The sequence below is a fragment of the Bradyrhizobium genosp. A genome, from assembly GCF_049949275.1.
Classification (GTDB): Bacteria; Pseudomonadota; Alphaproteobacteria; order Rhizobiales; family Xanthobacteraceae; genus Bradyrhizobium.
Window position 1 is genome coordinate 2111880 of the sequence record NZ_CP188196.1, and the last position, 15990, is coordinate 2127869.

Here is a 15990-nt window from a genome sequence, read left to right on the forward strand (position 1 = left end):
ACAAACGCAGATGCTACCCCGCGAAGCAACATGACCGACCTCTCAATCACCATCAGTCCCGAAGCCCCGGGCGACGCCCAGGCGATCGAGCGGCTGCACGAGCGCACCTTCGGCCCCGGCCGTTTCGTGCTCAGCGCCTACCGCATCCGCGAGCACGTCGACCACCTGCTTGACGTCTCTTTCACTGCCCGCATCGGCACGCTGCTGGTCGGCTCCGTCAGGCAATTGCCCATTGTGATCGGCGAGACGCCGGCGCTGCTGCTCGGGCCGCTCACCGTCGAGCCGCCGTTCCGCAGCCGCGGCATCGGCCGCATGCTGATGGAGCGGGCGCTGCAGGACGCCAGGGACAAAGGCCACGCCATCGTGCTGCTGGTCGGCGACGAGCCCTATTACAGCCGCGTCGGTTTCAAGCTCGTCCCCAAGGGGCGCGTGACCATGCCGGGCCCGGTCGACGCCGCCCGCGTCCTGGTGTTCGAGCTCGTCGACGGCGCCTTTGAAGGCGTCTCGGGCACGGTCGCTCCCGACTGGAGCAAGGCGCGCGGGTAGTCGAGGCTCACATGTTCCGGATGACAGCCGACACATTGCAGGCCTACCTCGATTTCGATCCGGAGCGAAGGCGCGATCTGACCGAGTTGCACAAGCTGATCGTCTCGGCTGCGCCGACCCTCAAGCGCTATTTCCATCGAGGAACGCCCGCGGGAGAGGCGGGAATGCGCATGAAGATGATCGGCTATGGAAAGTTTCGCTACGCCGTCAAATCGGGAAAAAGCACGGAGTGGCCGGTGATCGGCGTTGCGCTCCAGAAGAACTACATCAGCGTGTACGTGGCCGTAACCAGCCAAGGTACGCCGATCGTCTCCCGTTATGCCGGAAAACTGGGCGAACTGCGGATGGGGGCCAACAACTTCAGTTTCGAGCGGTTCGATGATCTCAAGCAAGATGCGGTATCGGCCCTCTTCGCGGAGGTTGCCGGCATCTTCAAAGCGGATCCTGAAAACCCCATTCGCTATATGCAGGGCTCGTGACTCGCCGGTGCCCCGACTGTAACTCCAAAGCTTTATTCTGAAAGCGGAAAGCCTGACACGCTATACCGTCGCCGCGGTTTATGCCAAAAACCGCAGGCGCGAAGCTGACGAAGGATATGTGAAGTTTGGCTGCATCCAAAAAGGGCGCCTCGCCCGCGGAACGCCAGAACGGGATTGATCGGACCATCGATCTCCTGGAAGCGCTGCTGCATTTGCGCGCGCCCTCCAGGCTCAGCGACCTCGCCAAGCAAATGGGCGCGCCGCGATCCACCGTCTATGCCATCGCCAACCGCCTGATCGAGGCGGACTTGCTGGAGAGCGTCGGCGAGGGTGGTCAGGTCTATTTCGGGAAGGCGGTGCATCTCTACGGGCGGGCCTATGCGGAGGCCAATCCCCTGCATCGCCGATGCCGCGAAGCCCTCGACCGGCTGGCGACCCAGCATAGCGCCACCGCGCAACTCTGCGCGTTGCGCGGCCGCAAATACGTGGTGGTCGATACGCGGGACGGGTCGGGCCTGTTCCGGATCACGACGGATGTCGGCATCGAGGTGCCGCTGCCGTGGACCGCATCGGGCCGGTTGCTGCTGGATCATATGAGCCCAACGGAAATTCGTGCGTTCGTTCCGAAAGAGGATTTTCGCCTTCCGGACGGCCGCGTCCTCGATATCGACGATTTCATCAAGGACGTCGCACGCGCGAGACGCGACGGCAAATGCGTGACGACGGCGCTGTCCGATCGGTTTACGTCGTGTCTTGCCGCGCCCATTCGCGACAAGAAGGGGGTCGCGGTCGCGACGCTTTGCTTCGTCGTTCCCGCGGACTCGGTGAAGGAGCGCAGGACCGCGCTGCTCGACGACCTCGTCGCCACCGCAACCGAACTCTCAGATCGTCACTGAACCGAGCCGGCAGGTCGCCGAACGCGCACCGTTGTGCGCGGTCGTTGCCGCGCGCACAGGCGGCGCGGCGGAATGTCGGGGCTTGACATCCTGGCGCCGTAATATCTAACGTGACGCTATAAGATAATATTGTCCATTATAAGAGACGATGATCGACGCGGCGATGGTCCCCCGTTCCGCAGTTTGGCGGCACGAGAGATCTGATCCCACGTTATCTAGAGAGGATTCAAAATGGCGAATGCAGGCCAACAGGTACCCGGGCGACGCTGGCTGATCGGTTGTCTGCTCGGTGTCGGAATTCTCATCAACTACATCGATCGCGTCGGGCTCTCTGCCGCGACGCCCGAGCTCACCAGGGAGCTTGGCCTCAGCGCCACCGACATAGGCCTGCTCGGCAGCGCGTTCTTCTGGACTTATTCGCTGCTGCAGGTCCCCGGCGGCATGGTGCTCGACCGCTACGGTGTCACGACCGTCGGCCGCGCCAGCAGCTTCCTCTGGGCGGTCGCCGCCACCATCACCGCGCTCGCCAGCGGACTTTGGGGCATCGCCGCCGCGCGCCTGTTGCTCGGCGTCGCGGAAGCACCGGCCTTTCCGGCAAGCCAGAAGGCGACCGGCCATTGGTTTCCGCTCGACGAGCGCGCGCGTTCGACTGCGATCTTCGATTCCGCCGCGAAATTCTCCAACGTGATCGGCGTGCCGCTGGTCGCCTATGTGATCTTTCTCTACGGCTGGCGCTGGGGTTTTGGCGTCACCGCGCTGCTGAGCTTTCTGTATTTCGTCGCCTATTACCTCATCTATCGAAATCCGAGCGAGGATCCGAAGCTGTCCAAGGCGGAGCATGACTACATCATTGCCGGCGGCGGCACGCCGGAAGGCCCGGCCACGGCGGGGCAGAGCCGCATGCTCGGCTACCTCTTGCGCAATCGCAAGGTCTGGGGGCTGACCATCGGGTTCTCCGCCTATGGCTACACCTTCTATCTCTTCCTCACCTGGTTGCCGGGCTATCTTGCGCAGACCATGCATATGAACCTGATGTCGGCCGCGGGCTATTCGACGATCCCCTGGATTTTCGCGACGTTGTCGGACCTCCTGATCGGCGGGTTCCTGGTCGATCATTTGATCGCGCGCGGCTACGACAGCACGCGGGTGCGCCAATCGGTGATCATCGTCGGCATGCTGATGGGGCTTGCCGTGATCGGCGCCGCCTTCACCGTGAAGCCGGGCTGGGCGCTGCTGTGGTTGTCGATCGCGATCTCGGGATTGTCCGCCGCGGCGCCGGTGGGGTCCTCGATCGTGTCGCTGATCGCGCCGAAGGGCGGGGCGGGAACGGTTGGCGGCATTCTCAATTTCACCAACAACATGATGGGCGTGCTCGCACCGATCGTCACCGGAATCGTGGTCGACTGGACGCAATCGTTTGCCGGTGCTTTCCTGATCGCCGGCGTCGTGCTGCTGATCGGCATCTTCTTCTATGTCGTGGTGCTGGGGCGGATCGAATCGATTCCGGATTTCGCCGAGGCGCCGCCGCCAGGCGCCGTGCCGGCCCACTGAGGAGAGGGGCATGCCCCAAGCTACAAGCCAGAGCAGGGCCAAGGACACGCTCATCCGCAACGCCCGGCTGATCGACGGCACCGGCGCGCCGTGGTTCGAGGCCGATTTGCGCATCAGCGGCAGCCGCATCGCGGCGATCGGGGCCTCGCTGCCGGCGGAGGAGGCCGAGATCATCGACGCGCGCGGATGCTATCTCGCGCCGGGCTTCATCGACGCCCATTGCCATGACGACCTGATCTGCCTGCGCGAACCTGACAGGCCCGAGAAGGTGTTGCAGGGCGTCACCACGCTCGTGGTCGGCAATTGCTGCTTCTCGCTCTATCCGGCGACCGCAGGCTCCGCCGAGATGCTGCGCCTGCACTTCTCGGGTCTCGCCGGTGAAACCCGGGCGAACGAAGTCTTCGACAGTTTTGACGGCTACCGGCTGGCCCTGGAAGGGCCGGGCGTGGCGCTCAACCTCGTCTCGCTGGTCGGACATGCCGCGATCCGGCTCGCGGTGCTCGGTTACGATCGCCGCGCGGCGACGGAGCAGGAGATCGCGGCCATGCAGGCGCTGCTCGCGCGGCAACTCAGCCAAGGCGCCGCCGGCCTGTCGCTCGGCCTCGTGTATCCGCCGAGCGCCTATGCCGACACCAACGAACTGTGCGCGCTGGCGGAGACCGTGCGCGCTCACGGCAAGCTGCTCACCGCGCATATCCGCAGCTATGAAGCGGGCCTGCTGCAATCCATCGACGAGTTCATCGCGATCCTGCGCGCCTCCGGTGCGGCGGGGCTGCTGTCGCATCTGCAATCGGCGGGAAAGCCGAACTGGGGCGCGATCCCCAGGGCGCTCGACCGGCTCGAGGCCGCGCGCGCGGAGGGGATCGATATCTCGTTCGACATGTATCCGTATCCTGCCGGCAGTTCCTACATGCTGCAATTGTTGCCGCCGGCCGCGCTCGAAGGCGGCATCGACGCGCTGCGCGCGCGGCTGCACGATCCGGTCAAGCGCGAAGCGCTGCGCGTGCTGGTGGAGGAGGGCGATCCCGATCCGCATGCCGCGCAGTCCAAGATCGTGCTGATCGGCTGGCACAATGTGCGCATCTCCGGCACCGGCAATCCCGCGCTGAAGCCGCTTGAGGGCAAGTCGATGGTCGATGCCGCGCGCGAGCTCGGCATCTCGCCGTTCGATCTCATGATTCGGTGCATCGAGGAGGATCAGGGCCAGACCGGCATCATCATGTTCCAGCTCGATGAGGCCGATTTGCGCGCGGCCTTCACCCATCGCCTGCACATGGTCGGCTCCGACGGCATTCCGCGCCCGGGCACCAAGCCGCATCCGCGCGCCTATGGCAGTTTCCCGCGCGTCGCCGGCCGCCTGACACGCGAGCAAGGCTGGCTGACGTTGGAAGATGCCGTGCGGCGGATGACGGCGATGCCCGCCCAGCGCTTCGGCCTGTCCGACCGCGGCATCCTGCGGCCGGGCATGATCGCGGATCTCACGCTGTTCGACGAGACCATCATGGACAAGGCGACGTTCGAGACGCCGACGGAAATGCCCACAGGCATCCGTTCTGTCTTCGTCGCGGGCGAGGCCGTGGTCACTGAGGGACGCAGCACCTTCGCGCGGCCGGGCCGGGCCCTGATCACCGGCTGACGGCCCCGCAAGTCTAATCATCACACACAGGACGATACCAATGACGCTGAAACGATACGGCGCGGCCGGCGGCACCGGCACCGGTGGCCAGCATCTTCCTTTTGCCCGTGCCGTCGAGGCCGACGGCTGGCTCTACGTTTCGGGTCAGACGCCCATGGAAAACGGCGAGGTGATCGAGGGCGGCATCATCCCCCAATCGCACAAGGCGATCCGCAACCTGCTCGCCATCCTGACTGAAGCCGGCTTTGAGCCCAAGGATGTCGTGCGTTGCGGCGTCTGGCTCGACGATCCCAGAGACTTTCAAAGCTTCAACAAGGTCTTCGCCGAATATTTCGGCGCCAATCCTCCGGCGCGGGCCTGCGTGGTGTCGAGCATGGTGGTGGATTGCAAGGTGGAAATCGACTGCGTCGCCTATCGCAGGTGAACGATCGTTGCAGCGATGACGTTTCACCCTGATCTCACTGCGCTTTAGAAGTGCTGCGAGATGCCGAAGGAGAAGCCAACGCCGGAGCCGTCGTGTTGCGCTTACCGGGCGAAACTTACCGGAGCGAGGTAGCTGTCTCGCGCCTCCGGCTTGGCGGCCGGAAATGCCGGGAACGGGCTGGCGCGCTGGAGGAGGTCGAGCGCCTCGTGGTCGAGCACCGCATTGCCGGAAGTCTTTGCCACCTCGCTGTCGATGACGTCGCCGGCACGGTTCAATTCAAACCGCACGGTAACCGTGCCGGACGCGCCGCGCGCGGCCGCTGGATAGCGCTTGAATCGTTGCAGGTGACCGAACACCAGCGCGCTATAAGCGTTGGCGCTGGCCTGACTGAATTGTCCGATGTGCTCGGTTTTCGGCGGCGCACGGGTCTCCGGTGCCGGCGGCTCAGGCTCTGGCTTCGGCTGCTCGACCTGCTTGGGCGTCTCCTGCGGCAAGGTGACTTCGGCCTGCTGCTGCGGCGGTGGCGGCTGCTCCACCTTTTCGACGGGTTGCTCCTGCTTGGGCGGCTCCTGCGGCGCCTCCTCCGCCTGCTGCATGGACGGCCCGACCGCGACGTCCTGGTCCTGGATTTCGGGCGAACTGGCCTCGACCGGCGCGAGTGACACGGAAATAGCGGGGATGATGTTGGGTTCGGCCCGCGGCCGGTGGGCATACCAGAGCGCAACGCCCGCCACGAGGGCCGCATGCGCGAGCAGGATCGTCACGCCGGCAATGCTCCAGCGCGAGAAGCCCGGTCGCTCGGGCAGATGCAGGGTGTGTGCGTTCATGGCTTGGTTGCCGGCGTTTCCAGCCCGACCAAAGCGAGCTTCAGATAGCCGGCGTCACGCATGATGTTCATGACCTCCATCAGCTCGCCATAGCTCAGCGCCTTGTCGGCGCGGATGAAGATCGTTTCATCCCTGCGACTGTTGGTCGCCGCATCGAGCGCTCCGGGAAGCGCCAAATGATCGATGACGGCGTCGCCGACTGCGACGGTCTGGTCCGATTTGATGGTGACGAAAACCGGTTTGTCGGGCCGCGGTTGTTCCGGGGCCGTGCTCGCCGGCAGATTGACGCCGATATCGACGGTCGCAAGCGGCGCCGCCACCATGAAGATGATCAGCAGCACCAGGATCACGTCGATGAAGGGGGTGACGTTGATCTCGTGCTGGATTTCGAGATCGTCGCCGCCGGAGCGTGAGCCGAGACGCATCGCCATGGCCGTCACTCCGCCGCGTGCGGCAGCGACATGGTCCGGCCGCGCTGGCCCCGGCTGATCATGAGCAGCAGCTGCGCCGAGGCGTCGCCCAACAAGGCGCGATAGCCCGCGATCACACGCGCAAGGTGGTTATAGATCACGACGGCCGGGATTGCGGCGACGAGCCCCAGCGCAGTGGCAAGCAGCGCCTCGGCAATTCCCGGCGCCACCACGGCGAGATTGGTCGTGTGAGACTCGGAAATCCCTATGAAGGAGTTCATGATGCCCCACACGGTGCCGAACAGCCCGACAAAGGGCGCGGTGGCGCCGATGGTGGCGAGGATGCCGACGCCGCGCGAGATCTGCCGCGTCGCCGCCGCTTCTGCGCGCTCCAGCCGCAATGCGACGCGCTCCTTGAAGCCGTCATCGACCACGCCGCCCGACAGCTCCGCCTCGCGCGCCGTCGAGAGGATCTGCTGCGCGATGGCGTCGCGGTCGCCGTCGCATGCGTCCGCCGCGTCACGCAGGCTGCCGCCTTGTTCCAGCATGTCGATCCGGCGCCTTGCGCGAGTCCTCGCGAGGCGAAGCTCGATGGTCTTGGCAAGCCAGACCGTCCACGTCACGAGCGAGGCGAAGGCAAGCCCGATCAGCACCCCCTTCACCACGATGTCGGCATTGAGGAACATCCCCCATGGCGACAGATTGTGCGGCAGCAGGGGATTTGGGGCCTGCGCCTGCGCGGGCTGCGCAAGCAGCGCAGCCGTGGCTAGCAAGCTGAAGGCACCCACGACGGGCCGGGAGCAAAGAATGCTCCCGCGTTTGTTTCCGCAACTGTTCATATCGCTCTTTCGTGTCTCGATCGGCCCCCCAATCGTTCCCCGCAGCTCTAGGTTCCGCGAAACCCTGTCAAAGTAGTCCGTCCAGGTGATAGTTCACGCCGGCTTTGACCTGGTCGACCGCGGTCTCGACGGTCACGCTATTGCCGAACGGGGTTGCGAGCCCCAAGGTTTTGCTGCCGAAGTCGAGATGATTATACTCCAGCTTGGCCGACCAGCGCGACCCCAGCATATATTCCACGCCGCCGCCGGCGAGCCAGCCGGGCCTGGTCGTGCTGACCACGGATGTGCCGTCGAGCCCGCTGTTCACGTCCATGCGGTAATCCGCATTCATCCAGGCGGCGCCGCCCTTTGCATACAGCATCAGCGGTCCCATGACATAACCGATCCGGCCGCTCAACGTGTCATACCAGTTGTGATCGCTGGTCATCGACAATGCGGCCGTTCCGGCGGGATCGATGAAATTGGCTTTGCCCTGCGCCGAGGTCCAGTCGAGTTCGGCCTCGAGGCCGACCAGCCAGTTCGGCGCAACCAGATGATTGTAACCGAACTGCAAGCCGCCCAGCGCGCCGGCCGGATTTGTCGCGCCCGGGCCGATCGGCGTGAGCACATGCTCGCCCGCGCTCAGTGCGCTTCCGAAGTTGGCACCGAGATAAGCGCCTTCCCAATGATAGGCAATCGGGGCTTGGGCCTTGGTGTAGAAGGCACCCAGGACGCCGGGAGTCCTTTCCGGTCCGCCGATCTTTTGCGAGATGCCGAAATAATATCCGCGGCGCGGTCCGTATTGCGAGGCAAACACGCCGATGCCGCTGCCATTGCGGATTTGGTAGATGTAGTCGGCCACGTTGACGACGTCGAACCGCACCGTAACCGGCAGTCCGTTCCAGCCATTGATAAACTCGTGCGACACGCCGGTGTTGACCTGCCAATAGGACGGCAGGTGGTCGCAGTTGGGACACCCTCCGTCCAGAGTTGTGCGCAGGCCGCTGCCGTAGATGAAGGACGCACTTACAGTGGTGCCGTCCAACCAGCTGCTGGTGTCGAACCACCGGTATGCGACCCTCCCCGAACCCGTGTAGGTTTGATCGTGGTCGGTGTGGATCCAATGGTTCTGGATGTAGACCAGGTCGTCCGGGTTAAACAGGGTCTGGTTTGAGACGACAGTGTGTGCGTGCTGCACCCCCCACGCCCAACTGGTGTCGGCAGAGAAGCCGCCCCATCTGAACCTGAATTTCACCTCGGCGCCGTAATTTTCCGCTCTGTCGTAGTTGAACGCGGTGAGCGCATAGGCTTGGCCGAACTGCCCATCGTCAAGCAGATCCCTGGCCTTCTTGTAGTAGACGCTGCCGCCGACCTCCAGACTCGGACAATTTGCGGCTGCAACGGGCGCTTTGGTCGGCATCGCGCCAGCGCTCGTCGGGCATTGCGGCAGCAGCTGCTGCGTGAAACCCGCGTCGTAGACATCCGCCCGCTCGGGTTGGATCGCGCCGATATTCTGAAGCGGCTGGCCGGCCACCTGGCCGGGCAGCACGGCGGCCTGATCGGCCGTCACGGTCGGAGCGGCCGCAGTCGTCCCGTTGAAAATGTCGGTTGGAATCGTTCGACCAAGAACTTGGGGCGGCGGCTGGAACGTGCGCATGTAGCCGACGTGCAGAACGGTCGACCACCATGGCTTGTAGGTCAGGCTTGCACGGGGACTGAACTGGTTGGCATCAGTGTATTGGAAGATCTGGTCGAACCGCAGGCCGTAATTGAGCGTGAGCTCGCGGGTTAGCCGCCACTCGTCCTGAGCATAGGCGCCAACCTGCCAGCCAAACAGATTGCTCTTGTCGAGAATGTTGACCGGCGTGTCGAACGCCGTCATCCCGGTCGGATCGGTCGGATCGAGCGGCTGAACCGTGCTTGTGGTTGCGATCCTGGTCTGCTCGCCGTGCGTGTAGAAACCGGCACGAACGGTGTGCGCCTCGTTCAAGCGGTAGGAAAAATCGCCGGAAACGCCGTTCAGGAACGAGCTGCGATAAACGTCCGATGCGACGTTGTTGATGAAGAGATCACCGACCGGGTCGGGAACGAAGTGAAGATCGCTGTAGCGCGAATAATAGGAAAGCTGCGCATCGAAATTGCCTTCGGATTTCTGCCAGGCAATGACGTTGTAGGCGTTCTTCTCGTACTGGTTTTGATTGAGGGTCGCCGAATCAAAGTCGCTTTTGCCAAAAGCGGTATAGGTGCTGCAGGCCGGGTCGGTGCAAAAGCCGCCGGCGTTGCCCGGCTGCCCGGGATTGTTGGGAATCTGGTAACGGGTCAGGCCGAAGCCGGAAATGGTGACGACGCGCGTCTGCGGATCGAGAGCCGTCGACGTATAAGCGAAGAAGCGTCCCTGTTCGGAATGATCGTGAATGGCGTTGAGGGATGGTAGTGGGTTCTCAAGACCCAGGCCGGTGTTGAGATAGCGGCCGGCGACATAATAGTCGGTGTTTCCCGCGACCCCGCCATATTCGAAGCTGGGCGTGATGGTCTGGCGGCTGCCGCCATAGATGCTGACACTGCCGCCGGACAGCGCGGCTCCGCTCTTCGAGGTGATGTCGAGCACGCCCGCCGTGTGCAGGCCGTATTGCGCCGGCAGCGCGCCGGTGAGCAACTGTATGTTGCTGATGAAGGAGGTCTCCAGAAGCTGCGAGAATCCGGAAACACCGTCGGGCAGCAGGATGCCATTGATCCGGTACTGAACGTTGGCGTGCTCGTTACGAATGTGGAAATCGCCGGCGCTCGTCGAGTCCTGATAGACGCCCGGAAATTGCAGCACGATGTCGCTGAGCTGGGCGGCACTTCCCTGCGGGAGTGTCTCGAGGTCCCTCTGGTTGAGTTGGTAGTTCGTCGTGCCGGTCTTCGGCAGGATGACGCTGTCACGCCGCTGGTCGAAATTCTGGGTCTGCTGGACGACCTGACGATTGGCTGCGGCTTCGGCCTGCGCCTGCGTCGGCACGGTCGCGGGCGGATTGGTCGTGACCTGCCTTGCCGTCGTCGGCGGTGGCGTGCGCGGCCGCCGCCGCTCGACCGGCGCGGCCACGCGGGTTTCCGGCAGCACGGTTGTTCCGGGCCCGGCAGTGGGAGCGGCCTGCTGCTGCGGCGCTTGCGCTGCCGGCTGCGCGGGAGCGGGTGTTTCCGTCGCTTGCGGCGTCGGCGAGGGCGTTGCGGCTGGAGAAGCGGTCGGCTGCGGCGTGGCGGTGCCGGGCGTCGCGTTGTCGTTCTGCGCCATCGCGCCCGCGCTCCAAAGGGTCGCGAGAGTCAGCGAGGATGCTGACATGAGCAGGACGCGGAACGCACGCAACGAGGAAGGGCTATTCATTTGAGAAGTCCTGACAACACACTTTTCCGCAAGGCGACGGCGCGCGGGCGAAAGGAGCTTCGCTCCTGGGCCCGCGGCGCGCCCTATTACGCGGCGCTAGCTATGGATCGAAGCTTTGACGTCAGGAGATCGGAGGCGCGCGCGACTGAAAGCTGGCGCGCGGGGGACGCGGTGCCGAGAGCAATCGATCGACCGGGCGATCGATCGCTGCCTCGGCCAGCTCGATCGGCAGCGTCGCCGGAGGCGTTGGGGCCAGCGCGCTGCCCATCGCGGCGACGGCCATGCAAATCGGGCAAAAATCGTCGTCGGGATGGTTCGCAGGATGGTTCTGGCTTTGGCCGGTTTCACTTGGACCGCTGTCAGCCGCCCCGAGAGCCAGCAACAGAGGGTGTCCGGACGCGCGCCCGTCCAGCGTATGGACGTGACCCAAAGCGAGCGTGAAGTTGATGGCCAGCGCAACCAGTGCGAGCCACGAACCTTGCCCGATATGTTTCCGAAACCAGCGCATCCCAAACCGCTATCCTAAGTCCGCAATGTTATCTGACCGGGCTCTCCGGTCAATTGGCGGTGGCCGCGTCGAAAACTCGAATGTTCCGCGTTGTGGCCAATTGGTGACGGAGATCTGCATTTCCGGCTCGTCGGACGCCGGCGTCCTCCTGGTAGCCGGCAATTTCGGGCCGATCGCCTCCGCTTCGACTGCCGATCAGGCCTTCCTTCAGGAGATCATCGCGAAGCGTGCAGCAGATGCAGCCGTTTGACATCTCGATCAGCTTCTCGTCGGTACGCGAGAGTCCGCCGTCGTGCTTCACTAGTTCGGCGTCGATGTTCACCTCGCTCATGTCGTTGACGATGACCGCGACCTTCATCCCGTCACGGTTGTTGAGGATGTGGTTGAGCAGCGTGGTCTTGCCCGCGCCAAGGAATCCGGACAGGACGGTGACGGGGAGACGGCGGTCGCCCGCGATTTGGGGCTTGCTCATGAACACTCCGAATCGGACGTGGACAGTCGAGGACAGGCTTGCGGGCGCTTCCGCATCGAGCTCCGCGGCGCAACGGGCTCAGATCTCGGTGTAGTCCAGCATCGTGTGGTCCCCGGACCAGATCTTGTCTGCGTCATAGATTCGCTCCCGACGTCTGGGCCTGAAGTCGACGCCGCGAATGACCACGTCCGCGGTCAAAGCCTTGCAAACTGTCGTCTCGGGGCCGACGGGCAGGCTGAGGATTTCCCCGATCAGAGGCTTGGAGATCAGAGGCTTGGACATGGCCGCTCTGGATATGTAATGTTATAACATTACATTCAGCTACACCGCCTTGGCCGAGGTCGTCAAGCCGCAATGCATCGCTTCGGGCGTCTGCGTCCAATCGTCGAATGTGGGGCGACTGCGCCGACCAAGTGCCACTTCGTTGGGGCCGCTGAAAGCCCCTCGGTCGCCACATTCTCCGCGTCCATTGCGCCACGATCGCCGCGCAAGCGGCCAGGTATGGCGCCACTGGTTCTTAAGCTGCAGAACCACCAGAAGGGAACAGCTCTCTTGGCAGGAGCGAACATCGCGCCGGCAAGGTTCGTCCGGCGATGCGGAGCGTATCTCGCGCTGATGGCGTTGATGCTGCAGCTCGCGCTGTCCTTCGCCCACGTCCACAAGCACGATCTCGCTTCTTCAGGGTTCGACCGCGCCGATATCGCAAGCGTCGGACAGAACCGCTCGGCCCTGCAAACCCTCGAGAAGCTCCCGTCGCGGCTGGCCGATGACGAGGACCGCTGTCAAATCTGCTTCTCGAGCTTCCTGCTCTCGAACTCTTCGCTGCCGGCTGCGGCGGCACATCCGCATTCGCTGCAGTTCGCCGCAATTGATCGTGCGTTCAACCCGGTTTCCGATCGAATATTTCGACAGCGCCGTGCGGCATTCCTGTCGCGCGCGCCGCCGGCCCTCTGATTATCGACAACGCTCTCCGTGCTTGCCAGGATATCCCCAGAGTAGCGCGCGTGCGCATGCCTGCGGCAGCTCGCGCGTACGACAAGGGCCTTAAGTCACCGTCTCCGCTGCTGCGGGTGCTCAATCTCTCGATTCGGCGAACACATCATCATGAAACTGATGTCTTACTGCTGCGCAGTCATTCTGCTTTGGTCGCTTGTGGACCGTGCGGAGGCGCATCCCCACGTCTGGGTGACGTTCCACAGCGAAGTGCTCTACGCGGCCGACGGCAAGATGACAGGCGTCCGTCATGCCTGGACGTTCGACGACATGTTTTCGGCCTATGCGCTTCAGGGCATCTCCCACGCCAAAAAAGGACAGTACACGCGCGAGGAGCTGGCCTCGCTGGCCCAGACCAACATGGATTCCCTGAAGGAGTACGCTTATTTCACCTACGCGCGCGCCGACGGCAAGAAGCTGAAGTTCGGCGACCCTGTCGAGTATTGGCTCGAATACAAGAACGCCGCGCTGACCCTGCACTTCACCTTGCCTCTGAGAGCGGCGGCCTCTGCCAACGCCATGCAGATCGAGGTCTACGACCCCACCATCTTCGTGGACTTCGAATTCGCCAAGGACAAGCCGGTCTCCTTGAGCGGCGCGCCGCAATGCGCCGTGACCTACGATCTCCCGCACCAGCCGACGCCGGCCGAGCAGGCGCGGCTCAGCCAACTCGATGCCGTGCCGCTCGATTCCTCCAGCACCTATGGAGAAATCTTCGCCAACAAAATCCAGGTGAAGTGCCCGTGACAAAATTCCCGCAAATTCTCCTGGGCTGCCTGGACCGTGATTCTCGCGACCTGCACGACCGGTATGGTCTCCGGAATCGGCATGCTCGCCATGCGAGCGATCGAAGTGGGCGCCTCGGCGCTTATCGTCGCGTTCGGAGCATTATTGCTCGCCGGCTATCTCGAGAGCGAGCGCCTCTGGATGTTTACCGGATAGACTTCGCTGGCGAGTTTGCCTCCGCAGCACGTCGGTGCCTTAACAAGGAGCGGGATCAGCGCCCTTCGCGCAGCCACGTCGCGGCGAACGCGCCGAGCAGCAGCAACAGGCCGATCAGGCCGGCGAAGATCGGCAGCACACCGACGCCCTTGACGACGCTGGCGTCGCGCATCCGCACGCCCATCCAGCCGTCGCCTGAGAAGACGCTGGTCGAGCGCACCGGCACGATGCGCGGCAGCTCGACGCTCCCGCCATCCGCGATCCGCACGGAATTGCCGCCGGTGGCCTGCGTCAGCGGCTTCAAAGTGTCGGTCGTGGAGGTGACCTCCGAAAACTCCTTCGGATTGGTCGGGCCGACATTGATCAGCGCCTTCAGCGTGCCGTCGGTCGCCTGCCACAGGCCGAGCTCGCTGGCCGGCAGGCTGGCGCGCCACTCGCCGGGGTCGCCGGGGTTGAGCGTCAGGTCATGCGAGACACCGGAGGGCGAGGTCACGCTCACCGGCTGGACGCTGTCCGCCATGGTCTGGCGCACCACCACGAGATCCTTGCCCTGCACCTGCAGGCGCAGCGCTTCTTCATCGAGATCCGGCTGCTTCATCAGCCAGTGCGACATCCGCCTGAGCAGATCGAGATGCGGACCACCGCCCTCATAGCCCCGCGCCCACAGCCAGATGTGGTCGGACAGCAGCAGCGCGACGCGGCCTTCGCCGAAGCGCGACAGGAACAGCAGCGGCTTGCCGTCCGCGCCCGTCATCACCGGCGGGTTGACCGAATTGCGGGTTTCGACGGTGCGGAAGAAGCGGCTCCAGTGCGGCGGCTCGAACGCCGAGCCCTCCAGCCCGCGCGTGACGGGATGGCGTTTGCCGATGTCGGAGAGATGCGCATAGAACGGCTTTTCGGTGACGCCGACCGGCTCGGCCGGCAGCACCGCGTCGAGCGGCGTGCGCCAGATGCTGGTGGTCGAGGCATAATCGGGGCCGGCTGAGACCAGCACGGCGCCGCCCGAGCGCACATAGCGCGCGATGTTGTCGAAATAGGCGATCGGCAGCACGCCCTGGCGGGCGTAGCGATCGAAGATGATCAGCTGGAATTCGTTGATGTGCTGCTGGAACAGCTCGCGGGTCGGAAACGCGATCAGCGACAATTCGTTGATCGGCGTGCCGTCCTGCTTCTCCGGCGGCCTTAGAATCGTGAAATGCACGAGGTCGACGCTGGCGTCGGACTTCAAGAGGTTGCGCCAGGTGCGTTCGCCGGAATGCGGCTCGCCGGATACCAGCAGCACGCGCAGCTTGTCGCGCACGCCGTCGATGGCGACCACGGCGCGATTGTTCACCGGCGTCAGCTCGCGCTCGAGCGGCGAGGCCTCGATCTCGACGATGTTCGGGCCGGCATGCTTGATCTCGACGTCGACGCTGGCGCTTTGGCCGCTCGAGAGCGTGCGCTCGTTGATGACCTCGCCATCGCGACGGACCGTGACCTTGGCGCGCTCGCCGGTGACGCCCTGGTCGTCGAGCTTGTAGGTGATGGTCTGGTTCTGGCCGACGATACCGAAGCGCGGTGCCGCCGTGATCGCGATGCGGCGGTCGCGCTCGTCCTTTTGTCCGGTGATCAGGGCCTGCACCGGCGCCTGGAAGCCGAGCGCGGCGGCGTTGGCGGGGATGTCGTGAACGCGGCCGTCGGTGATCAGGAACGCGCCGGCGACGCGGTCGACCGGAACGTCCGACAGTGCTGAGGCCAGCGCGCCGAACAGCTTCGTGCCGTCGGTCTCGCCGTCGGCCTGTCCGGCATCGACGACGCGCACTTCAAGTCCCTTGATCTTCTTCAGGCTGTCGACCAGCGCCTCCTGCGCCCTCGCGGCTTCCTGGTTGCGCTTGCCGAAATTCTGGCTCGGGCTCTTGTCGACCACGACGGCGGCGACCGAGGTGAGGGGATCGCGGTCCTCGCGCGTGAAGGAGGGATTGGCGAGCGCCAGCAAGAACAGCGCCAGCGCAGCGACGCGCACCGCCGCACCGCGCGCCCGAGCAAGCAGCAGTACGATCGCGATGACCACGATCGCAGCGAGCGCGATCCACAGGACGATCGCGGGAACCAGCGGCGTGAAGGCGATGCCGTAATTCATCTCTG

Annotated in this window: 16 protein-coding genes and 1 pseudogene; 9 read left to right on the forward strand and 8 right to left on the reverse strand. The window is 64.3% G+C overall.

Features of this window, described 5'->3' with window-relative positions; translation table 11 throughout:
* Window positions 1–30: 30 nt before the first annotated feature.
* The 6 genes from ACP2YP_RS09840 (at window position 31) to ACP2YP_RS09865 (ending at window position 5532) form a co-directional block, all read left to right on the forward strand.
* Window positions 31–546 (forward strand): GNAT family N-acetyltransferase, encoded by a 516-nt coding sequence (locus ACP2YP_RS09840; protein WP_426423933.1) that lies wholly within the window; start codon window positions 31–33, stop codon window positions 544–546.
* A gap of 11 nt (window positions 547–557) precedes the next feature.
* Window positions 558–1025 carry a hypothetical protein gene (locus ACP2YP_RS09845; protein WP_426423934.1) on the forward strand — a complete coding sequence of 156 codons (468 nt, stop codon included), beginning with the start codon at window positions 558–560 and terminating at the stop codon, window positions 1023–1025.
* A gap of 125 nt (window positions 1026–1150) precedes the next feature.
* On the forward strand, window positions 1151–1921 hold the full coding sequence (locus ACP2YP_RS09850; RefSeq protein WP_426423935.1) for an IclR family transcriptional regulator: 771 nt from the start codon (window positions 1151–1153) through the stop codon (window positions 1919–1921).
* A 231-nt stretch (window positions 1922–2152) separates the two neighbouring features.
* Window positions 2153–3472: an MFS transporter gene (locus ACP2YP_RS09855; RefSeq protein WP_426423936.1), complete on the forward strand. Its 1320-nt coding sequence runs from the start codon at window positions 2153–2155 to the stop codon at window positions 3470–3472.
* Window positions 3473–3482: 10 nt separating this feature from the next.
* Window positions 3483–5108, forward strand: a complete 1626-nt coding sequence (locus ACP2YP_RS09860; RefSeq protein ID WP_426423937.1) for an N-acyl-D-amino-acid deacylase family protein — start codon at window positions 3483–3485, stop codon at window positions 5106–5108.
* A 40-nt stretch (window positions 5109–5148) separates the two neighbouring features.
* On the forward strand, window positions 5149–5532 hold the full coding sequence (locus ACP2YP_RS09865; protein ID WP_234681859.1) for a RidA family protein: 384 nt from the start codon (window positions 5149–5151) through the stop codon (window positions 5530–5532).
* 101 nt (window positions 5533–5633) lie between these two features.
* On the opposite strand, the gene ACP2YP_RS09870 is transcribed toward ACP2YP_RS09865, so the two are convergent.
* The 7 genes and pseudogenes from ACP2YP_RS09870 to ACP2YP_RS09900 all read right to left on the reverse strand — a co-directional run bounded on the left by ACP2YP_RS09870 (window position 5634) and on the right by ACP2YP_RS09900 (window position 12213).
* Window positions 5634–6359 carry an energy transducer TonB family protein gene (locus tag ACP2YP_RS09870; RefSeq protein WP_426423938.1) on the reverse strand — a complete coding sequence of 242 codons (726 nt, stop codon included), beginning with the start codon at window positions 6357–6359 and terminating at the stop codon, window positions 5634–5636.
* On the reverse strand, window positions 6356–6790 hold the full coding sequence (gene exbD, locus ACP2YP_RS09875; RefSeq protein WP_426423939.1) for a TonB system transport protein ExbD: 435 nt from the start codon (window positions 6788–6790) through the stop codon (window positions 6356–6358). The genes ACP2YP_RS09870 and exbD overlap by 4 nt, the downstream gene beginning before the upstream one ends.
* Window positions 6791–6795: 5 nt before the next feature.
* Window positions 6796–7608: a tonB-system energizer ExbB gene (exbB, locus tag ACP2YP_RS09880; RefSeq protein ID WP_426423940.1), complete on the reverse strand. Its 813-nt coding sequence runs from the start codon at window positions 7606–7608 to the stop codon at window positions 6796–6798.
* 67 nt (window positions 7609–7675) lie between these two features.
* Entirely contained in the window at window positions 7676–10951 is a 3276-nt protein-coding gene (locus ACP2YP_RS09885; protein WP_426423941.1) for a TonB-dependent receptor domain-containing protein, read from the reverse strand.
* Window positions 10952–11072: 121 nt separating this feature from the next.
* Entirely contained in the window at window positions 11073–11459 is a 387-nt protein-coding gene (locus ACP2YP_RS09890; RefSeq protein WP_426423942.1) for a DUF2946 domain-containing protein, read from the reverse strand.
* A 202-nt stretch (window positions 11460–11661) separates the two neighbouring features.
* Window positions 11662–11931 (reverse strand): annotated as a pseudogene (locus tag ACP2YP_RS09895) (GTP-binding protein); the annotation flags it as partial.
* A gap of 78 nt (window positions 11932–12009) precedes the next feature.
* Window positions 12010–12213, reverse strand: coding sequence for a hypothetical protein (locus ACP2YP_RS09900; RefSeq protein WP_426423943.1), 204 nt, complete (start codon window positions 12211–12213; stop codon window positions 12010–12012).
* Window positions 12214–12483: 270 nt separating this feature from the next.
* Here ACP2YP_RS09900 and ACP2YP_RS09905 point away from each other — a divergent pair, with 270 nt between their 5' ends.
* The 3 genes from ACP2YP_RS09905 to ACP2YP_RS09915 all read left to right on the forward strand — a co-directional run bounded on the left by ACP2YP_RS09905 (window position 12484) and on the right by ACP2YP_RS09915 (window position 13866).
* Window positions 12484–12885 carry a hypothetical protein gene (locus ACP2YP_RS09905; protein WP_426423944.1) on the forward strand — a complete coding sequence of 134 codons (402 nt, stop codon included), beginning with the start codon at window positions 12484–12486 and terminating at the stop codon, window positions 12883–12885.
* Between the two features lie 150 nt (window positions 12886–13035).
* Window positions 13036–13671, forward strand: coding sequence for a DUF1007 family protein (locus ACP2YP_RS09910; RefSeq protein WP_426423945.1), 636 nt, complete (start codon window positions 13036–13038; stop codon window positions 13669–13671).
* 36 nt (window positions 13672–13707) lie between these two features.
* Window positions 13708–13866, forward strand: a complete 159-nt coding sequence (locus tag ACP2YP_RS09915) for a hypothetical protein (RefSeq protein WP_426423946.1) — start codon at window positions 13708–13710, stop codon at window positions 13864–13866.
* 55 nt (window positions 13867–13921) lie between these two features.
* Here ACP2YP_RS09915 and ACP2YP_RS09920 read toward each other — a convergent pair whose 3' ends face one another.
* Window positions 13922–15985 (reverse strand): hypothetical protein, encoded by a 2064-nt coding sequence (locus ACP2YP_RS09920; protein WP_426423947.1) that lies wholly within the window; start codon window positions 15983–15985, stop codon window positions 13922–13924.
* Window positions 15986–15990 lie beyond the last annotated feature (5 nt).

Bases quoted from the DNA above. Each gene is read 5' to 3' on its own strand.
- ACP2YP_RS09840 (WP_426423933.1), top strand. From the start codon at position 31: ATGACCGACCTCTCAATCACCATCAGTCCCGAAGCCCCGGGCGACGCC.
- ACP2YP_RS09845 (WP_426423934.1), top strand. From the start codon at position 558: ATGTTCCGGATGACAGCCGACACATTGCAGGCCTACCTCGATTTCGAT.
- ACP2YP_RS09855 (WP_426423936.1), top strand. From the start codon at position 2,153: ATGGCGAATGCAGGCCAACAGGTACCCGGGCGACGCTGGCTGATCGGT.
- ACP2YP_RS09860 (WP_426423937.1), top strand. From the start codon at position 3,483: ATGCCCCAAGCTACAAGCCAGAGCAGGGCCAAGGACACGCTCATCCGC.
- ACP2YP_RS09865 (WP_234681859.1), top strand. From the start codon at position 5,149: ATGACGCTGAAACGATACGGCGCGGCCGGCGGCACCGGCACCGGTGGC.
- ACP2YP_RS09870 (WP_426423938.1), bottom strand. From the start codon at position 6,359: ATGAACGCACACACCCTGCATCTGCCCGAGCGACCGGGCTTCTCGCGC.
- exbD (WP_426423939.1), bottom strand. From the start codon at position 6,790: ATGGCGATGCGTCTCGGCTCACGCTCCGGCGGCGACGATCTCGAAATC.
- exbB (WP_426423940.1), bottom strand. From the start codon at position 7,608: ATGAACAGTTGCGGAAACAAACGCGGGAGCATTCTTTGCTCCCGGCCC.
- ACP2YP_RS09885 (WP_426423941.1), bottom strand. From the start codon at position 10,951: ATGAATAGCCCTTCCTCGTTGCGTGCGTTCCGCGTCCTGCTCATGTCA.
- ACP2YP_RS09890 (WP_426423942.1), bottom strand. From the start codon at position 11,459: ATGCGCTGGTTTCGGAAACATATCGGGCAAGGTTCGTGGCTCGCACTG.
- ACP2YP_RS09900 (WP_426423943.1), bottom strand. From the start codon at position 12,213: ATGTCCAAGCCTCTGATCTCCAAGCCTCTGATCGGGGAAATCCTCAGC.
- ACP2YP_RS09910 (WP_426423945.1), top strand. From the start codon at position 13,036: ATGAAACTGATGTCTTACTGCTGCGCAGTCATTCTGCTTTGGTCGCTT.
- ACP2YP_RS09920 (WP_426423947.1), bottom strand. From the start codon at position 15,985: ATGAATTACGGCATCGCCTTCACGCCGCTGGTTCCCGCGATCGTCCTG.